Below are 19142 nucleotides of genomic sequence, written 5' to 3' on the forward strand. Positions count from 1 at the left end.
GTACGATAATAACATAATTACCCCGCCCCGCCAAACCATAACCGGCTGCCAGCAGCCCGTCAGTTGCGAAATTAACCATTTCCGGCAAAGAATAGCCGCATTTACACCCCCTCATACCTTAATTATGCTATTTTTGCCAGCAAGTTAAACAGACTACCAGGAATGAAGACATTCAAGCGATTACTACGATTTGCCACACCTTTGCACCATTATCTGCCCGAATATGTGATATATACTTTTATAGGTATCATATTCGGTATGGTCAATTTTGCAATGCTGATTCCACTACTGACCGTTATTTTTAACCAGGTGGGAGAAATTCCCCAGGCACTGCCGGAACCACATTTCACCTTCTCTATTAACTACTTCATTGACCTGTTCAACTACTATTTCTACAATTTCATCAGGGCCAGCGGCTCCAAACAAAGCGCCCTGTACTTTGTTTGTGCAGTGATAGGCGTGTGTATCGTGATCGCCAACTTTGGCCGCTACATGAGTGCCAGGGTAATGGTACGGCTTAAAATGACCGTCCTGTCCAGGCTACGTATACGCCTCTATGAAAAATTCACGCAACAATCATTATCATTTTACAGCGATCAGCAAAAAGGAGATCTGCTTTCTTCCATGACCAACGATGTACAGGAAATTGAAAACAGTGTGATCAACGCCATACAAACACTGCTGCGCGATCCATTCATTATAATCGGCTACTTCGCAGCGCTGTTCTATCTCTCTGTAAAACTCACCCTGTTCACCATCGTATTCTTTCCTATCTCCGGTTTACTGATATCTTATGTATCCAAAAAATTAAAACTAAAAGGTAAATTCAGCCAGGACCTGCTGGGAAAAATCCTTTCAGTAACAGAAGAAACACTGAGCGGTATCCGGATCATACAATCCTTTACTGCAGAGCGTTTCATGAAAAATAAATTCGGTGAGGTAAACACCCGGTTTGTGAAAGTGAGTAAGTCGATGTACAACCAGCGCGAACTGGCTTCTCCTATTTCTGAAATACTTGGGGTAATCGTTATCGTTATCCTCGTGATCTATGGAGGAAGCCTCGTATTATCGGGCAGCGAACTGCTTACCGGCGCTACCTTCATGACCTATCTTGTTTTCTACTCACAGATCATGCAGCCTGCAAAAAACGTATCTACTTCCATTACTACTATACAAAAAGGAATGGTGGCCAGTGAAAGGATTTTCAAAATTCTGGATGCACCGGTCGCCATCCACGAAAAGCCTGATGCACGCGCTGTGAGCGGGTTTAATAGCAGCGTGGAATACGATGATGTTTCCTTTAAATACGAACAGCAATATGTGCTGAAGCACATCCGGCTTACTATTAATAAGGGGCAGATGATAGCGCTTGTTGGCCGCAGTGGTGCGGGCAAATCCACGATGGCCGATATTTTACCACGCTTCTATGATGTAAATGAAGGTGCCATTCGTATAGACGGTACCGATATACGCGACCTGAAAGTACACGACCTCCGCAGCCTGATCGGTGTTGTATCGCAGGAAGCCATTCTCTTTAATGATACAGTACTGAACAATATTGCCTTTGGTCAGCCAAAGGCCGACAGGGAGGCCATTATAACCGCTGCAAAAATTGCCAATGCACATGAATTTATTGAACAGCTGGACAACGGTTATGACACCATTATTGGCGACCGCGGGCTGAAACTCAGCGGGGGCCAGCGTCAACGCCTTACCATTGCACGCGCTATTTTCAAAAATCCTCCTATTCTCATATTGGATGAAGCCACTTCCGCACTGGATACGGAGTCCGAAAAACTGGTACAGGCAGCGCTGGATAAGCTCATGCAAAACCGCACCACCATTGTAATCGCACACCGGTTGAGTACCATACAACATGCCAGTGAAATCATTGTAATGGACCAGGGAGAAATCAAAGAACGTGGTACCCACGATGCATTGCTGAAGCAGCATGGCATCTATCACAAACTGGTGGAAATGCAGGAATTTAAATAAAGGAATCCTAACGTTAAAGCATATACGCAATATTGCACGTTCCGCTCAAAAAGTGGAACGTGTTGCGTTTTATCCATCTCCACATGGCTTTCCATAACATTTTCTTCTTCCCAAAAAACCGTAACAGGTACGGTTTTTGTTATTGAAGCGCCCTGACAATGCCAACACCAGCTCTTTGCAGCACTTATTTTTTAACCTTTAACATAGCGAACTCCTATGATATCTATCGTAATTCCTGTATTAAACGAAGGTGCTACCATACGCCAGGTTATTAAAACCGTAAAGAAAACAACCCGGAAAATTGAGATCATTGTGGTAGATGATAATTCTACAGACAACACAGTGGAAGAGGCGATGAAAGAACATGTGAGAGTGATTACCAGCAGCCAGCGCGGAAAAGGAATATCTATGCGTGAAGGTATGATGGCTGCCAAACATGATATTATTGCCTACGTAGATGGCGACATCCTGACTTACCCCGACAATATTATAGACCTATTAACTGGTCCTATCGAAAAAGACGAAGCTGACTTCGTCAAATCCTACTTTGAAAGGCAGGCAGGCAGGGTCACCCAATTGGTGGCCAAGCCACTGCTGAGTATATTATTCCCCGAGATTGCGCATTTCCAGCAGCCACTCAGCGGTATGATTGCAGCACGTAAATCTTTCCTTTCCCGTGTGCATTTTGAAAATGATTATGGCGTAGATATCGGCCTGCTGATAGATATGCATCACCTGGGCGCGCGCATCACAGAAGCCAATATCGGAAAGGTGGAAAATGCTATGCAAACCTGGGAACAGCTGAGCAAAATGTCGAGAGAAGTATCCCGCACCATTCTCCGCAAGGCGGAAAATATACCACAGGAAAACCTCGAAACACTGGGAAATATTAACCTGATCCGGGAGCAGATGGAGTACTCTATCCTGGAATCTATTGATAAATTACAGAAGATGGTCATCTTCAACCTCGATCATGCGGTGTTTACACAAGATTACATGCAGTGGGCCGCAGTGGCCTTTGGGCAGGAGGAAGGATTACAGGAAATTGAATCTGCCGGACATAGCGAAGTAACTACACTACATTTAAAAGCTACTCTTTTTGAAGGGCGCAACATTGCAGAACTGCTGGAAGTAGCCGATGCTATTCCGTTGGTACCCGGCATCCGCGAAATAGTGCGTGAGCTGAAAAAAAGAGGCTATGCTGTTGGTCTTATCACCGATGGATTTGGTACTGTTGCCCGTCATATTAAGAATCAGCTGGGAATGGATTTCGTATTTGCCAATAAGCTGCATCTGGTGAACAGCGTGGCTACCGGCGAGTTTACCATTGCAGATTATTTCATGAAAGGAGCCGAGTATTCCCGGAGCAATATGTATCCTTACATCGCGCAGCAATATCATATTAATACACAGAATATCATTTATGTGGGAGATGGAAAACGGGACAGCAAATTATTAACCGAGGCCGGCATCGGCGTTGCTTTTTGTCCACAGTATCCCGGCAATGTTGTAGAAAAGGTTGCCGATAAAATCATCAGTGGTTTATCATTAGCGCCATTGCTGGATATTGCGCAGGCCAGTCCTGCAAAGTTTGGAATCAAGCTACCGGCTATCAGTAAAAAGCAGGCGCGTAATATTGGAGTTGGCAGCCTGATAGGATTAGCCGGAGCAGGATTACTTTACCTGGCCGTGCGGCAGATGCGTAATAAAAAAGAGATGGCCGCCTGTTGATAATATTCATTCAGCTATAAAACGAAAAGGCGCAGCGGATAACCGCTGCGCCTTTTCTGTCTTAATACTATTAAGACTATTTACTTTTAGCCAGTTTGGCTTCAATGCTCAAGGTGGCGTGAGGAACTGCTCTGAGGCGTGCTTTATCTATGAGTTTACCGGTTACGCGGCAAATACCATAGGTTTTGTTTTCAATACGCATCATTGCTTTTTCCAGGTGATCGATGAACTGGATCTGACGGCTGGCCATTTGGTTCAGTTGCTCTCTTTCCTGGGAGCCGCTGCCATCTTCCATACTCATGTATTTATTCTCTGTATCGTCAGTACCTGCCTCGTCTTTACGGGTGATCAGGCCTTGCAGATAGATGAGCTCCTTTTTAGCTGATTCCAGCTTCTTTTGGATCAATTCTCTAAACTCCTGCAGGTCTGAATCACTGTATCTGTATACAGGACCAGTAGGTTGCGCTGGTTGATCCAGCACTGACTTGGTGAATTCAGGTTGGTAAGTTACCAGGGTAGCTTTTCCACCTTTTTTCTCAGATTTTTCAGTTTTTTCGGGTTTCTCGGATCTTTCCGCCTTTACTGACTTTTCAGCCTTAACAACAGGCTTTTCCGCTGCTTTTTTTGTGGATTCTTTTTCCTTAGCAACTTCTACCTTAGTATCTGCTTTCTTTACTGCCATCGTTTTAAGTTCTTTTTCTTCTGACTTAGAAATAAATGGTTTCTCTTTTCCAGCGGAAACACTTTTCGTTACCACTTGCTGCTTTACAGCAGGCTCTTTTTTAACGGTCGATTTCGCAGGTACAGCAACTTTCTTGACGGATGATGTTTTACTGTTTGGTAAGGCAGAGGCCTTTTTCACTGCTTTTTTAGGCGCCGGAGCGGCTTTTTTGGCAGTGCTTTTAGCTACCACGGCTTTTCCGGCTGCTGGTTTTGCTGCTGTTTTAGGAGCCGCCTTTGCAGGGGCTGCTTTTGCAGCTGCTTTCTTTGGAGCGGGCGCCGCTTTCTTTACCGGAGCAGGTTTAGCAGCTTTCTTCGCTGGTGATGCCTTTGCTACAGTCTTCTTAGCCGGAGCCGCCTTCTGGGTCGTTTTACTAGCAACCTTCTTTTTTGTTGCCATGGGGGATTAGCTTTTTTTGTTAACTAATACATTAAATTTAAGGTCGTTTACCTCTATTTCTGTACCATCTTGTAATCGCTCCACTAATTCCAGGCTATCTGCCAAAATTTCCGTGCAAATATAATCATTATAGTTCACAATGGCCGACTTGAGCGTATCCACACTTTCAACTGTTACGTCAATTCTGTCAGTCAATGCAAAATCACTATCCTTACGGATTTTCTGTATCCGGTTTACCAGTTCCCTGGCATTTCCTTCATCCTGTAACTGGGGGGTAATAGTAATGTCGAGCGCTACCGTTAAGGCGCCTTTATTAGCTACTGTCCATCCCGGAATATCTTCGGAAATGATTTCAACGTCAGAGAGTTGGATTTGCAACTGCTCTCCCTCTACAACCAGATTGAAATGGCCGTCGCGCTCAATGGTGGTAATTTCTGCCTCTGTAAACGCGCTGATCGCGGCTGCTACAGATTTCATCTTTGCTCCCATTTTACCACCGAGGGACTTGAAGTTAGGCTTAATCTTTTTCTTGATAAAACCCTCCGTTTCCGTAAGATAATCAATCCCTTTGACATTGACCTCACTTTTTATCAGGTCGGCTACCAATTCTATTTGCTCTTTCATTCTGCCATTTGCCACCGGAATTAAAATCTTCTGCAAAGGCTGACGAACCTTAATGTTCACCTTTTTACGCAAGGATAATACCAGCGAGGAAATATCCTGCGCCAGCTGCATCCTTTCTTCCAGATCAATATCCACCGCACCTTCATTTATCACAGGAAAATCAGTGTGATGGATGGAAGCTGCCTTGCTAAGGCCACTCACACTGTTCAGGTTGTTAAATAACCAATCGGTGAAAAATGGGGAAACCGGGGCCATCAATTGTGCAATTTTTTCCAAACATTCGTATAATGTCTGGTAAGCGCTGATCTTATCATGCTCATAGTCCCCTTTCCAGAACCGGCGACGGCACAAACGCACGTACCAGTTACTCAGCTGCTCATCCACAAAACGCTCTATCGCTCTGCCTGCCTGTGTAGGCTCGTAATCGTCGAAGCTACTGGTCACATCTTTTACCAGCGTATTCAATACGGAAATAATCCATCGGTCAATTTCCGGACGTTCTTCTAAAGGAATATATGCTTCCCTGAAAGTAAACTTATCAAGATTTGCATACATAGCAAAGAAATTGTATGTATTGTACAGGGTGCCAAACAATTTACGCTGCGCTTCACCTATACCTTTTACATCAAACTTTAAACTATCCCAGGGTGAAGCATTGGTGATCAGGTACCAACGGGTGGCATCTGCCCCAAACTTTTCAATGGTTTCAAACGGATTCACCACGTTGCCGAGGCGTTTACTCATTTTCTGCCCCTTCGCATCCAGTACTAACCCGTTGGAAACTACTGTTTTATACGCCACGCTATCAAACAGCATAACGCCCAGTGCGTGTAAAGTATAGAACCAGCCACGGGTTTGATCCACGCCCTCAGCAATAAAATCAGCCGGGAAAGCCTGTCCTTTATCTATCAGCTCTTTATTCTCAAAGGGATAATGCCACTGTGCATATGGCATCGCGCCGCTGTCAAACCAAACATCCACCAGATCAGGTTCACGACGCATTGGTTTGCCTGATGGGCTCACCAGGATAATATCATCCACATATGGTTTATGCAGATCCAGGATGCCCTCATGGAGATAGGACTTATTCACATCTCCGCCCAACACCTGGTTTGCCTTGCGGATTTCTGCATTCAGTTCCTCAATACCTCCGATACAGATTTCTTCTGTACCGTCTTCTGTACGCCAGATAGGCAACGGCGTACCCCAGTAACGGCTACGGCTGAGGTTCCAGTCCACCATGTTCTCCAACCAGTTGCCAAAACGACCGGTACCGGTGGATGCCGGCTTCCAGTTGATCGTTTTATTCAACTCTACCATCCTGTCTTTTACCGCAGTGGTTTTTATAAACCACGCATCCAGCGGGTAATACAATACCGGCTTATCAGTACGCCAGCAATGCGGATAGGTATGTTCGTACTTTTCTACCTTAAATGCACGGTTTTCTTTCTTCAGCTTCACGGCGATATCCACGTCTACATCTTTGTAATCGGGATCATCTTTATAATTCTTTACATATCTGCCTGAAAATTCACCAACATTCTCTGTAAACTTACCGGTTCTGTCTACCAGCGTTAAAATACCAATACCATATTTCTTACCTACCCGGTTATCATCCGCGCCAAAAGCGGGAGCAGTATGAACGATACCCGTACCATCTTCTGTAGTAACAAAGTCACCGAGGATTACACGGAATGGGTCGCCTTCTTCCGGCTGGGCAAATGGTAATAACTGTTCGTAACGGATATTTTCGAGCTGACTGCCCTTAAAGCTGGTCAGTATCTTCCACGGAATCACTTTATCGCCTTCCTGGTATGCCGCAAAGTCGCCGTTTTCTCCTTCTGCCTTGAAGTATTTACCCAGCAGCACTTTAGCCATTACAACATTCACCGGCAGGTGAGTATATGGGTTAAAAGTGTTTACCAGTACATATTCTATATTAGCACCTACCGTTAAACCCAGATTTGATGGTAAAGTCCACGGGGTGGTAGTCCAGGCCAGGAAAAATACCTCATCTGATCCTGCCGCATCAAAAAGAAACTGAGAATTACTTGCTTTTTGGGCCTTAAACATCGCCACAACCGTAGTATCCTTTACGTCCTTATAGGTGCCCGGCTGATTCAGCTCATGGGAGCTCAGACCGGTACCCGCCGCAGGGGAGTAAGGCTGGATACTTACACTTTTATACAGGAATCCTTTTTTATAAAGCGTTTGAAGACACCACCAGAGTGTTTCAATATAATTGTTCTCAAAAGTGATATATGGATCTTTCAGATCAACCCAGTATCCCATTTTCAGGGTCAGGTCATCCCACATATCTTTATACTTCAATACCTCCCGGCGGCAGGTATCATTATATTCAGCAACAGAAATCTTCTTGCCTATATCTTCTTTGGTAATCCCTAAAGTTTTTTCAACACCCAGTTCCACCGGCAAACCGTGGGTATCCCACCCACCTTTACGCTTTACCTGGTAACCACGCATCGTTTTATAGCGACACACCAGGTCTTTTAATGTACGTGAAATAACATGGTGAATACCCGGTAAACCATTGGCGCTTGGAGGTCCTTCATAAAAAACAAAAGGAGTGGCGCCTTCGCGCACTTCCACACTTTTTTCAAAAGTCTGGTGCTGCTCCCAGTGTTGCAGTATATCTTTCTCTATCTGAGGTAAATTCAACTGGTTATATTCCTGATATTTGCTGGACATAAAACAATTCCCCGCCCTTTGATGTTATTTAGACAATAATTGATTAAAATTGTGCGAAGTTAAGAAAATACGCTGGCTCCTAAATGGCCATCTTTGCTAAAAACTGTGCTTTTTGAATATTTTTTATTGTTTTTTTTGTAATTTGCAATAAAGAGTATCTAAACTGCGTTTTTGGCATTGTTTTAGCTAACTAGCCAGGAAGAAATTAGAAAAACCTAGTAGTTAATTTTAACCCAACGGAAAAAACCATATCAAATATGAAAAAGTTGACGTTAATATTTTGCGCGGTTCTATTCACTTCCGGCATAACTTTTGCACAGCAAAAAAAATCAGTTAAAAAAACAAAGATAGTTGCCAAAGCGGTGCAAGCACCTGAGGCAGTTAAGAGTTCTTTTGATCAGAATTTTGCGGGAACAGCAGCTGCTAAGTGGACAAAGACAAGTGCAGGACATTGGACAGCAAGTTTCCAAAAAGACAACATAAACACAATTGCAGAGTATGATGCGGATGGCAAATGGGTTGCCACAAGAAGCGCTTATGATGCTCAAAATCTTCCGGAATCAGTGGCTGGTACACTGAAAACAAAATATCCGGCAGCAACCATAAAAGATGGCTGGAAAATTGAGAGATCAGATGTAGCTTCATACTACAAAATCAATATTCAGGATAATGGTACGGACAAGGCAGTGTTGCTGAATGAAGCTGGTACCATCACTGAATAACACAAACAAGTATTTCATAGGTATAGGGATAAATAGGACAGACCCTGCTCTTTTGGGCGGGGTTTTTTATTTGTTATGACTCCTCACATCTGTTTTTCTCACTCCCGCATTTCCCAACATGTGAATTTTTTCCAACGGTAGAACCTGCAAATTCCACAACCCGTAAATCGGAAACCTGTAAAGCTCAAACTGCATTTAACAAAAAGGATATAAAGTTAATCCTGTATCATTAGTACTACCTGTAAGGTTCTGCCAGGCTGGCGCCATTATAGGATAAGCCGTAGATAAGCCGTATATAACCCGTATCTAAGCCGTAGATAACTTGTACCTATAGAGATACGGCTTATCGATGACTTATCATCATTTCATCTCCGGGTATAATCCGGGTTATTATCCAATAGACCTGCTTTTGCACTTGCAGCACTATTTCCTACTACATTTCAGAAGAATACTTTTCCCTAACAAAAAAAGTCGCCCGCAGAAGCGAACGACTTTATAAAATCTGGTAGAAACTTTTCTGGCATATTGCACTTCAATGGTGTTTGATATTCATGCAAGTATGATTTATGGCTTTACTTACTTTTGCCAGCCAAGCTTCTTCCAAGGTCAAATCTGATAAGGAAGCTTATAGGAAACGCAAATGGATATCTGCCTATCGTGTTACAAAGAAACACCTATATTTTATCTTCCGTTTTTCAAATCGGGAAAACAAATGATCGAAAAGGGAAAATACCGGCTCATTTGCCCGACTTTAAACTTCTTTTCAGCGCCCGGGAAATGGTAAACCAGTAAAACCTGGCTAACCGCCCCTGGTAGAAATACTTCAAAACCTGCTTGTACTCCCCCTGGAAATGCAATACAGACATCGCCTGGGCCTTTCCGTCGGTGGCCTTGCAATACACTGCTTCCCCCTTTAATTTAATCGCCTTCCTGTTGCAAAAAGACTGGTAAACGCCATTCTCGCTATAAACAGAAGAAATGTTATGGTCAATACCCAGCGAGCTGCCGACGGCATTGGAATTCAAGTAGGGAATACCCTTCTCTTTTACCCACATATAGAGCAGGGTCATGTCTGAAATAGCCGTTCTTCCTATCTTTTCCTGCTGTATTTTGTAATGCCTCGCCAGGAAATGATCTTGTTTATTTCTCTTATAAACCTCCAGCAGGTAATCAGTGAAACTATTGATCAGCGCTTTATTCCAGAACGAAAAATGCGGGGAAATCTGGTGTTCGCTACCTTCTCCGTAAAAACCTTCACTGCCAATAAATACACCTTGCAAGGATGTATCTTCCCGGATATGCTGCAGGTTATTCACCAGGTAAATATCTGAATCAGAAAGAATAAAAGTATCCTCATTTTTATGAGCTTCCGCAATAGCGAAGTAACGGGCGAAACAACTTACTTCAAACTCAACCGAGTTGACACTATAGTGTTCATAAAGAGACAGGAATTGCTCATACCTGGTGTTGCCTTTCAATTGATCAGGACCAATTACGGTAAGATTCAGGCTCAAACGCCGGGCTTTTCTTTCATATAACTTTAAATAGATAAGATCCCTGTTTTCATATATATAGATGTCATTCAACATATGTACTATTTTATCATCTGTTTTAGGCATAAACAGATGACTTAAAAATCATATAAATATAGTTACGTTATTTTTAACGCAGAGATATTTCCCTTACAGGGAAAGCATAGCAGTGACGCGTAGAAGTAATGAAGTAGCTGTGTTTAACGCAACAGCAGTTCGCAGGGCTTCAGCCCGGTGTGTTTTTTAAAGGCAGTAGAGAAGTGGGAAATACAGGAATATCCCATCAGCATGGCTACTTCAGAAACAGACATTCCTTTTTCATACAAAAGCCCTTTGGCCTTTTCCATTCTTTCTTTCTGGAAATAATCATATATAGTGGTACCATACATGGCTTTGAAGCCTTTCTTCAGGTAACATTCGTTCATGGCTACCCGGCGGGCGAGATCCCTGATGGTAATAGGAGAGTCCAGTTGTTCCAACAGGATACCCCGGGCGTTTTCTATTTTTTCGCGGTCTTCCAGATGAGTGAGGAAGCGGCAACCATAGCGTTCGTCGGTATCATTCTGCATAAACTGGTCGGAGCTGTATAATAACAGGTCCAGCGCACGGCTTTGCAGGAATATATTTTTCAGGATGCCCTCGTAGTCATGATGCACCATTGTTTCCAGTACGGATTTGGACTTCGTACAGGGCTGGATGGTTTTCACAAAAGGTTTGCGGGACTGATTTTCAAATAAAGAAAAGGTAGTGGTGCCCTTTTGCAGCGACTGGATAAATGCAGGCTGGAAGCGAACTGTGATCAGGTCTACCGATGGTACCCTGTCATTGCAGGCTTCCTTCTTGCCTTCCGAGCAAAGCTGATCAGTACAGGAAGGATTTTTACAATATTTACTGCCGGCAACACAATACCGCAGCTCAATGGCGGCAGATTGTCCCCTTTTGGCGGGCTGGTAAATAACCATCGCCACATCTTCAACAGGTAACGGTTTATCGTAGGTAAAACGTTGTAACGTAAAATCAAGACAGTCAGGTACTGACACACTATCCTGCTCCGCCAGCTGTAACTGGTCGCTCATCGCGGGCTGCGGAATGGCTAAAGACAATATTTCCTGTATTTCTTTCACTTTATCTGTTTTTAAACGCCGTGCTGTTATAGAAGTCACAAATTTAGGGATTCGTTTTTTAAACAAATACGTTTTGACAATACAGTTACAAACCCACACCTGCTTTTCCCCTTGAAAAAGCCCACTTATTGGTATAAATTTCGTTTATGCTTCCCTGATGGCAAAAAATATCCGCAGACTGGTAAAGATCATACTTATTGTAGCCGGTGTACTTACCTTATTGGTGCTGGGTACCGGCTGGTATCTTAATCAACACTGGAATAAACTGCTGAAACAGGAGCTTCAGGGCTATGTAACCGATCTGTCGGACAGTCTTTATACCGTTAAGTTCGAAGAACTGCACCTGGACGTGCTTTCCGGCAGTATAACTATTAACAAAGCCAGCATGACGGCCGATTCCGTTGTTTATCAACGCCTGTTGTCGCAACAACGGGCGCCGGCCGATATTTACACCATCAGCGTGGACCGGCTGGAACTTAAATACTTTAAGCCCTGGCGCTATTTTTTCGGGAAAGACCTTAACGCTGGTATCCTCAAGGTAACCAGCCCCAGTATCATTATGGACCAAAACGCCACCGTGAAAGATACCAGCACCCCGAAAACAGCCTACCAGAATATCTCTGCCAAAATGAAATCCATTTTTATAGGTAAGCTGGTACTGGACAGCACCAACTTCAAATATATTTTTACCCGGAAAGACTCGTCCCGGGTGATCCATCAATTCCACAACCTGAGTGTACAAATCAATGATTTCCTGATAGACTCGGTAGCCCTGGATGATCCCACCCGTTTTTTATATGCCCGCAATTACGAAATAGGGATGAAGGACTATATGAACAGAACCCGGGATAGCCTTTACTGGATGTATGTTCGCGGAATCCGGTATGACGCAGCCCAACGCACTGTGAATATTAGCCAGTTTGAATTGCAACCCCGTTATGATAAAGCCGCCTTCCAGAAAAAGACCGGCGTGCAGCAGGACCGGTTTGAAGTGGTATTTAACGATATCAGCCTGCGCAACCTTAATCCACGTCTTTTATTACAGGAGCAGCAGATCTGGGCTGAGCGGGCAAATATCCAGAGCGGAAAACTGGATATTTACAGGAACCGCATGATGCCTATGCCTCCCGGCAATAAACTGGGTCAATATCCCCACCAGCTGCTGGCTAAGCTGAAAATCCCCGTGAATATTGATACGCTTACCGGCAATAACATCGATATCCGGTACACAGAATTGAGCCCGGTTACGGAACAAACCGGGTATATCAATTTCAGTCATGTACACGGTTTGTTCCGTAACATCACCAATATTGATAGCATGGTAGCCAAAAACAGGCACCTCACAGCAGATTTTGATGCAATATTTATGAAAAGCGGTAAACTAACCGCCCGGTTTGATTTTCTGCTGAACGATAAAGGCGGCAGTTTTAGCGTTTCCGGCCGGCTGAATAATATGAACGGCAAAGATCTGAACGTTATCACCCAGCCAATGGGGAAAATCGAGATCAGGTCGTGCGATATCCAGGATCTTACCTTTAATATTAATGGAGATGAGCGAAGGGCGAAGGGCCATGTAAAACTGCTGTACCAAAATCTTAAAATTGCCGTTTTAAAGCAAAATAAGGATCACGATGGATTTAAACGCAAAGGGCTCATTAGTCTCGTAGCTAACGCATTGGTAATCAACTCAGAGAACCCATCCAAAAATGAAAAAGTCCGTACTGCGGATGTTGCTTACACCCGGGACATCCAAAAGTCCTTTTTTAACCTGGTGTGGAAAACTTTATTTACAGGCGTAAAAGACATTGCTGGTGCAGGAAATCTCTAGTGGAAAAAATGATGGATCCTCACCACATAAAAACAGCCCTTCTTTTGTGGAAATAAGGCTTATTTTTCGTATTTTTGCATGATTGTCTACCGATTTTATTTCTAATAGATTTTACACCAACATATGAGCGAAGAATTAGTGCAAGCACCCAGCCCCAGCAGCAACGGATATGATGCAGGGAGTATACAGGTATTGGAAGGACTGGAAGCCGTTAGGAAGCGTCCGGCCATGTATATCGGCGATATTGGCGTCAAGGGTCTCCACCACCTTGTTTATGAGGTAGTAGATAACTCTATCGATGAAGCATTGGCGGGGTACTGCAAAAACATCGATGTTACCATCCTGGAAGATAACTCCATCCGTGTAAAGGATGATGGCCGTGGTATTCCAACCGGCATTATCCCGAAGGAAGGCCGTTCTGCCCTGGAAGTGGTAATGACGGTACTCCACGCCGGTGGTAAATTTGACAAGAACACTTACAAGGTGTCCGGTGGTTTGCACGGTGTGGGTGTGAGTTGCGTAAACGCATTGAGCGACAGGCTTTATGTAACTGTAGAACGTGAAGGCAAATTATTTGAACAGGAATTTCATCGTGGCGCGCCACAGTATCCTGCACGTGAAATAGGTACCAGTGAAGTAACCGGAACCACCATTCACTTTAAACCCGATGGTGAAATCTTCAAGGAAACCACCTACAACCGCGAAATACTTGCTGGTCGTTTGCGTGAGCTGTCTTACCTGAACCGTAAAATCAAGATCACTTTAACCGACGAACGTGAAAAAGATGAAGAAGGTAACTTCTTCTCTGAAACTTTCTACAGTGAAGGTGGTATCCGCGAGTTTATCCAGATGCTCGACAAAAATGGCCGCCGTAACCCGATATTGCTGAATCCAATTTATGTAGAAGTACATGAGCCGGTTTCAAATGTAGCCGTAGAGGTAGCACTGGTATACAACGACGCATTCAGTGAGAACATTTTCTCCTACGTAAATAATATCAACACCATTGAAGGAGGTACACACGTAGCCGGTTTCCGCCGTGCTATCACCCGTGTATTTAAATCTTATGGTGATAAGAATAAAATGTTTGAGAAGTCGAAGATCGAAGTTACCGGCGACGACTTCCGTGAAGGACTGAGCGCTATTATCAGCGTAAAGGTTCCTGAGCCACAGTTTGAAGGACAAACCAAAACCAAGCTCGGTAACTCCGATGTAATGGGTGTGGTAGATAGTTCTGTTGCCGGAGTACTGGAGGCATTCCTGGAAGAAAATCCGCGTGAAGCAAAGCAGATCATCAATAAGGTGGTATTGGCTGCGCAGGCCCGTGAAGCCGCCCGTAAAGCACGTCAGCTGGTACAACGCAAAAGCGTAATGACCGGTAGCGGCTTACCAGGTAAACTGGCCGATTGCTCCGATAACGATCCTACCAAATGTGAGCTGTACCTTGTCGAAGGAGACTCCGCAGGTGGTACCGCCAAACAGGGACGTAACCGTAACTACCAGGCTATCCTGCCGCTCCGTGGTAAAATCCTCAACGTGGAAAAAGCAATGGAGCATAAGATCTACGAGGATAATGAAATCAAAAACATCTTTACCGCACTGGGCGTTACCATCGGTACAGAAGAAGATGATAAAGCACTGAACCTTTCCAAACTGCGCTATCACAAGCTCATCATCATGACGGATGCCGACGTGGATGGTAGCCACATTGCCACACTGATCCTGACCTTCGTTTTCCGTTATATGAAAGCAATGGTTGAACAGGGTTATGTGTACATTGCGCAACCACCACTGTACCTCGTGAAAAAAGGTAAAGAACAAACTTACGCCTGGACGGAAGAACAGCGTAAGGAAGCAACCGTAAGGCTCGCTGGCGGCGGTAAAGAAGACAGCGTAACCATTCAGCGTTATAAAGGTTTGGGTGAGATGAACGCAGAACAGCTGTGGGATACTACCATGAACCCTGAACACCGTACCCTGAAACAGGTAACCATTGAAAGCGCCGCAGAAGCTGACCGCGTATTCAGTATGCTGATGGGTGATGAAGTTCCTCCACGCAGGGCATTCATCGAATCACATGCGAAGTATGCTAAGATTGATGCTTAATTACGTATATACGTTATAGTTATAAACAAAAAATCCTGCCGTTTCAGCGGCAGGATTTTTTGTTTTATCATCTGAAAATAATCTCTTTATCCTTCTCTCGTAAGAATATAATTTGCCAACACCTGGTACAGGAACACACCTATCAGCATAGCAGTAACAACTATATTGAAGGCATCATTAATAACAAATGCCAACACAGTACCCAACACACCCAGCAGCGCCAGCCCTGCGGTATACCACGTAATAATCCGGCGGTTCTTTTTGCTTTCAGGTATATAGAATCCCGCTGCCGGCAGCAACATAATGCCACTGCAAAGACACAATGCCAGCAATCCCTGCAGATGCGAGAACAGGAACGCCGCACCTGCTGCTAACGATACACATAACAGGATCCCTACTACATTAGACACCTGTGTTTGTTCTTTGCTCAATGCGTATCTGCCGTATGGATTCAGGCGCAGGAACAGGTTACTCACCGGCGTAATGAGCCAGGTAGAAAGCGCCAGGAATGCCAACAGTACGTATACCGGGAAGAATACCCTGCTGGCGATTTGTGTGAGTATAAAGATGGCAATGATAATGATCCATTGTGTACGCGCTTTTTGCCGCGCCATAAAAAAGGCATAGTTCAGGAACTGCCGGTACAGCCAGTACCGGGCTTTCATGGCTTGCACCATGCCCTGCCGCGCCCATTCATTATTAGGGTCCAGTTTCAACGATTCCCTGAAATGCTCCAGCGACTTCCGGTGATCACCGGCCTCCAGCCACTTCTGGCCGAGGTTGGCGTGGGTGTAAGCATTTTCGGGATTGTGCTCCAATGCCTCATGCAAATTGGAAAATGCTTCTTCCTTTTTGCCCAGCCGGAACAACGCATGGGAACGGAGATTAAGACAGGCTTCATCTTCCGGGTTAATAGCCAGTCCCTCTTCCGCCTTGTGGAGCGCGGCTTCATATTCTTTCCTCGACAACAAAATCTGGCTCCACATGGCAAAATAATTCACCCGGTAAGGGTTTATAGCCACTGCATTGCTGATGGTCCTGATAGCTTCGTTAAATTGATTCTTTGCAAAAGCGATCCTGGACAACAGGTACAGGAAACGATCATCGTATGGCGCAAAGCTGAGGGTATTGCTTGCTATCTGGGATGCTTCTGCCGTGTTGCCTGTTTCCAGGTAACAGATTGCCAGCAGATACAATCCGTCGGTATCGTGGGCATTGGTGCTCAGGTGCTGACGTAATGCTGCAAAGGCATCTTGGAAGCGGCCTTGTTGTACTAAAATCTGAGCGCGCTGAATTAATACAGCCATAAACGTTATTTCTTAATATCCAGGTATTTCAATACATCATCATAAAGACCGGTTTCATTTGAATACAGCGCATAATTACGGGCAGTATTAAACCATTCCCTTGTGGTGGGTTTATGTATTTTGGCGGCTTTTAATAATTCCTTCTGTGTAATGGGCTGTGGTACGCCTTTCTGCAAGGCTTCCAACAGTTTCTCTTCTATCGCAATATCCACAATCGCTTTAAGGTCGGCGCCGGAGTAGCCCGGAGTGGCCTTTGCCAGGGCGTTGTAATTAATATCGCTTACCGGTTTATTGCGTAATTGTAACTTCAGGATCTCTTCCCTGCCTTCCGTTTCCGGTGGCGCCACAAAAATGATCCGGTCGAAACGGCCCGGGCGGCGGAATGCAGGATCCAGGCTCCACGGAGCATTGGTGGCGCCAATAATGAGAATGTTCTCATTGCTGGCGGCAATACCATCCATTTCTGCGAGGAACTGATTAATAATATGCGTTGCGCCCGACTGCCGGAGCGCTGTACGGTTAGCGCCTAGTGCATCTACCTCATCAAAAAACAAAACACAGGGCTTACTCTGACGGGCCAGCTCAAACAAGCTATGCAGATTTTTTTCACTGGTACCCACCCACATGTCCAGCACATCATGAATGCCTACATTTATAAACTCCGCCTGTATTTGTCCTGCGGTAGCTTTGGCCAGGTATGTTTTACCGCATCCCGGAGGGCCATACAGCAAGATACCGCCACCGGCTTTTTTTCCATAGGCTTTATAAAGATCTGGGAACTGCAGGGGCTTGATGATCTTCAGATCTATTTCCTGCTTTTCTCTTTCCATACCGCCTACATCTGAAAAATTAATTTCAGGTTTTTCCAGCATGAACAGGCTCTCACTTTCTTCTTCTTCCTCATCTTCTCCGTTAAAGGAAACAGATGGTTGTTGCGCTACCCTGAAAAGCCCGTCCAGTGCTTCATCACGGAAGCCCGGATTTATTTGCAGCAAATGCTGATATATTTCTTTGGCAGACGGTATAGATTGTTCCTTCACCAGGATGCGGCAATGCAGCAGCAGCGCATCAAAATGGTCCGGCTCCCGGTTTTCCAGTTGTTCCAGTACCACAATGGCAGCAGAATATTTATGCTGATGATAAAAGGTGCGCGCAAGGCCAAGCTGTGCAGCAGTATTAGAAGACGACAGTTCCAGTACTTTTCTGTATTGTTCTTCTGCGGCAGTATATTCATAATCCTGCAGCAGTACCTGCGCCAGATGCATACGTAAAGGCACATTCTCCGGTGAAAACTGCACCGCCTCCTGTAATTGCTTTATTACTTCCGATGACATAATGTGCTTCTTTTAATTATTCAGTAACCCCGTAATAATACGCAATTCGGCCGCAAAAAAAGTGTTAATTGTGCCTAAATCCCCACGTCCATCAAAAATATACTCCTCATTCTATCTATATATATTTTATTTAATTAATAAATATTTATATATATTGCAGCCATATTATCCCTATGCCAACAGAACCTAACCAGTATCCTATGTCAAATTAACTAATGGCCGGCTGCACAAAAGCGGCCGGCACTGGTTTCGTTTCGTTAAAAAACGGCATGCCTAAACTATAATGTTATGAGAATGAAACTCTTAATGGTAGCCGTTATTGCTGCTTTAGGAACGATCCTTTGTTCCTGTGATAAAAAGACCGAAACAACACCAACCAGCAGCTTCTATTTTAAAATGGATGGCGTTAAATACCAGTCAAATGCCACAGAAGCATACCTCACCGATACTGTATATGCCGGCAAAAAGACCCTGGTGATAGATGGCGTTACCAATAACTTCGGTCATCATATGGAGCTGATGATCACTTTTCCGGATTCACTGAAAGCGGGTACTTATATAGAAGATGTGGAAATGTCGCTGATGAATATCCAGGAAAAAGAACCGGGTTACCTGAGTAAAAATATCAAAGTAATTATAACGAGCATTAATAGTAAACACGCGGAGGGGACATTCTCCGGTGTATTAATAAGTGGTGAAACAGAAAAACCTTTAACGGACGGGACTTTTAAAGTCGAAATTTATTGAACACATTTGATGAACTTTCTCACATGCCCCTCCTTTAAAGGCGGGGCTTTTTAATTCGTACGTACGTTAAGGTTATATTATTTTGTTTGTTGTTTACCCTGAGTTAACAATTAATTCCTATCTCATTTTAGCGCACTGTTAACATTAAAGTTAAATAGAACCCCCATTTCTGATAGTATTTAAACACTAAATAGCCCTAAACGGCTCCTTTTTAGGATGTTTTAGGCACTTCTTAACAATTCCGTAATGATCTGTTAACATTC

12 protein-coding genes are annotated in these 19142 nt (G+C 44.2%); 6 read left to right on the top strand and 6 right to left on the bottom strand.

All coding sequences use genetic code 11. The annotated features are described in order from the left end of the window. The first annotated feature begins 162 nt into the window (after nt 1–162). Both B5Z18_RS13335 and B5Z18_RS13340 read left to right on the top strand, forming a co-directional pair. Nucleotides 163–1995: an ABC transporter ATP-binding protein gene (locus tag B5Z18_RS13335; protein WP_079469822.1), complete on the top strand. Its 1833-nt coding sequence runs from the start codon at nt 163–165 to the stop codon at nt 1993–1995. A 216-nt stretch (nt 1996–2211) separates the two neighbouring features. Beyond that, nucleotides 2212–3726: a glycosyltransferase gene (locus B5Z18_RS13340; protein WP_079469823.1), complete on the top strand. Its 1515-nt coding sequence runs from the start codon at nt 2212–2214 to the stop codon at nt 3724–3726. A gap of 76 nt (nt 3727–3802) precedes the next feature. Here the strand turns inward: B5Z18_RS13340 and B5Z18_RS32705 are convergent, their stop codons facing one another. Both B5Z18_RS32705 and ileS read right to left on the bottom strand, forming a co-directional pair. Continuing rightward, on the bottom strand, nt 3803–4846 hold the full coding sequence (locus B5Z18_RS32705) for a TraR/DksA C4-type zinc finger protein (RefSeq protein ID WP_111577035.1): 1044 nt from the start codon (nt 4844–4846) through the stop codon (nt 3803–3805). A gap of 6 nt (nt 4847–4852) precedes the next feature. Continuing rightward, the gene (gene ileS / locus B5Z18_RS13350) at nt 4853–8179 is read right to left on the bottom strand and encodes an isoleucine--tRNA ligase (protein ID WP_079469824.1); all 3327 of its coding nucleotides are present in this window, start codon (nt 8177–8179) and stop codon (nt 4853–4855) included. Between the two features lie 257 nt (nt 8180–8436). Here ileS and B5Z18_RS13355 point away from each other — a divergent pair, with 257 nt between their 5' ends. Further along, entirely contained in the window at nt 8437–8901 is a 465-nt protein-coding gene (locus B5Z18_RS13355; protein WP_079469825.1) for a PepSY-like domain-containing protein, read from the top strand. Nucleotides 8902–9638: 737 nt separating this feature from the next. Here the strand turns inward: B5Z18_RS13355 and B5Z18_RS13360 are convergent. Further along, complete coding sequence (locus B5Z18_RS13360; RefSeq protein WP_079469826.1) at nt 9639–10520, bottom strand: hypothetical protein; 882 nt, start codon at nt 10518–10520, stop codon at nt 9639–9641. A gap of 113 nt (nt 10521–10633) precedes the next feature. Continuing rightward, nucleotides 10634–11596, bottom strand: a complete 963-nt coding sequence (locus B5Z18_RS13365) for a helix-turn-helix domain-containing protein (RefSeq protein ID WP_079469827.1) — start codon at nt 11594–11596, stop codon at nt 10634–10636. Between the two features lie 118 nt (nt 11597–11714). On the opposite strand from B5Z18_RS13365, the gene B5Z18_RS13370 reads away from it, so the two are divergent. After that, nucleotides 11715–13385 (top strand): hypothetical protein, encoded by a 1671-nt coding sequence (locus B5Z18_RS13370; protein WP_079469828.1) that lies wholly within the window; start codon nt 11715–11717, stop codon nt 13383–13385. A gap of 123 nt (nt 13386–13508) precedes the next feature. Next, entirely contained in the window at nt 13509–15491 is a 1983-nt protein-coding gene (gene gyrB, locus B5Z18_RS13375; protein WP_079469829.1) for a DNA topoisomerase (ATP-hydrolyzing) subunit B, read from the top strand. 86 nt (nt 15492–15577) lie between these two features. Here the strand turns inward: gyrB and B5Z18_RS13380 are convergent, their stop codons facing one another. Continuing rightward, nucleotides 15578–16798: a tetratricopeptide repeat protein gene (locus B5Z18_RS13380; protein ID WP_079469830.1), complete on the bottom strand. Its 1221-nt coding sequence runs from the start codon at nt 16796–16798 to the stop codon at nt 15578–15580. 5 nt (nt 16799–16803) lie between these two features. Next, on the bottom strand, nt 16804–18132 hold the full coding sequence (locus B5Z18_RS13385; RefSeq protein ID WP_079469831.1) for an ATP-binding protein: 1329 nt from the start codon (nt 18130–18132) through the stop codon (nt 16804–16806). A 288-nt stretch (nt 18133–18420) separates the two neighbouring features. On the opposite strand from B5Z18_RS13385, the gene B5Z18_RS13390 reads away from it, so the two are divergent. Beyond that, complete coding sequence (locus B5Z18_RS13390; protein WP_143313567.1) at nt 18421–18879, top strand: hypothetical protein; 459 nt, start codon at nt 18421–18423, stop codon at nt 18877–18879. Nucleotides 18880–19142: the final 263 nt, after the last annotated feature.

The organism is Chitinophaga ginsengisegetis (assembly GCF_900168065.1).
In the GTDB taxonomy this organism is placed as follows: domain Bacteria; phylum Bacteroidota; class Bacteroidia; order Chitinophagales; family Chitinophagaceae; genus Chitinophaga; species Chitinophaga ginsengisegetis.

Excerpts from the sequence above, each read along its gene's own strand:
- B5Z18_RS13335 (WP_079469822.1), top strand. The coding sequence starts at position 163 with ATGAAGACATTCAAGCGATTACTACGATTTGCCACACCTTTGCACCAT.
- B5Z18_RS13340 (WP_079469823.1), top strand. The coding sequence starts at position 2,212 with ATGATATCTATCGTAATTCCTGTATTAAACGAAGGTGCTACCATACGC.
- B5Z18_RS32705 (WP_111577035.1), bottom strand. The coding sequence starts at position 4,846 with ATGGCAACAAAAAAGAAGGTTGCTAGTAAAACGACCCAGAAGGCGGCT.
- ileS (WP_079469824.1), bottom strand. The coding sequence starts at position 8,179 with ATGTCCAGCAAATATCAGGAATATAACCAGTTGAATTTACCTCAGATA.
- B5Z18_RS13355 (WP_079469825.1), top strand. The coding sequence starts at position 8,437 with ATGAAAAAGTTGACGTTAATATTTTGCGCGGTTCTATTCACTTCCGGC.
- B5Z18_RS13360 (WP_079469826.1), bottom strand. The coding sequence starts at position 10,520 with ATGCCTAAAACAGATGATAAAATAGTACATATGTTGAATGACATCTAT.
- B5Z18_RS13370 (WP_079469828.1), top strand. The coding sequence starts at position 11,715 with ATGGCAAAAAATATCCGCAGACTGGTAAAGATCATACTTATTGTAGCC.
- gyrB (WP_079469829.1), top strand. The coding sequence starts at position 13,509 with ATGAGCGAAGAATTAGTGCAAGCACCCAGCCCCAGCAGCAACGGATAT.
- B5Z18_RS13380 (WP_079469830.1), bottom strand. The coding sequence starts at position 16,798 with ATGGCTGTATTAATTCAGCGCGCTCAGATTTTAGTACAACAAGGCCGC.
- B5Z18_RS13385 (WP_079469831.1), bottom strand. The coding sequence starts at position 18,132 with ATGTCATCGGAAGTAATAAAGCAATTACAGGAGGCGGTGCAGTTTTCA.
- B5Z18_RS13390 (WP_143313567.1), top strand. The coding sequence starts at position 18,421 with ATGAGAATGAAACTCTTAATGGTAGCCGTTATTGCTGCTTTAGGAACG.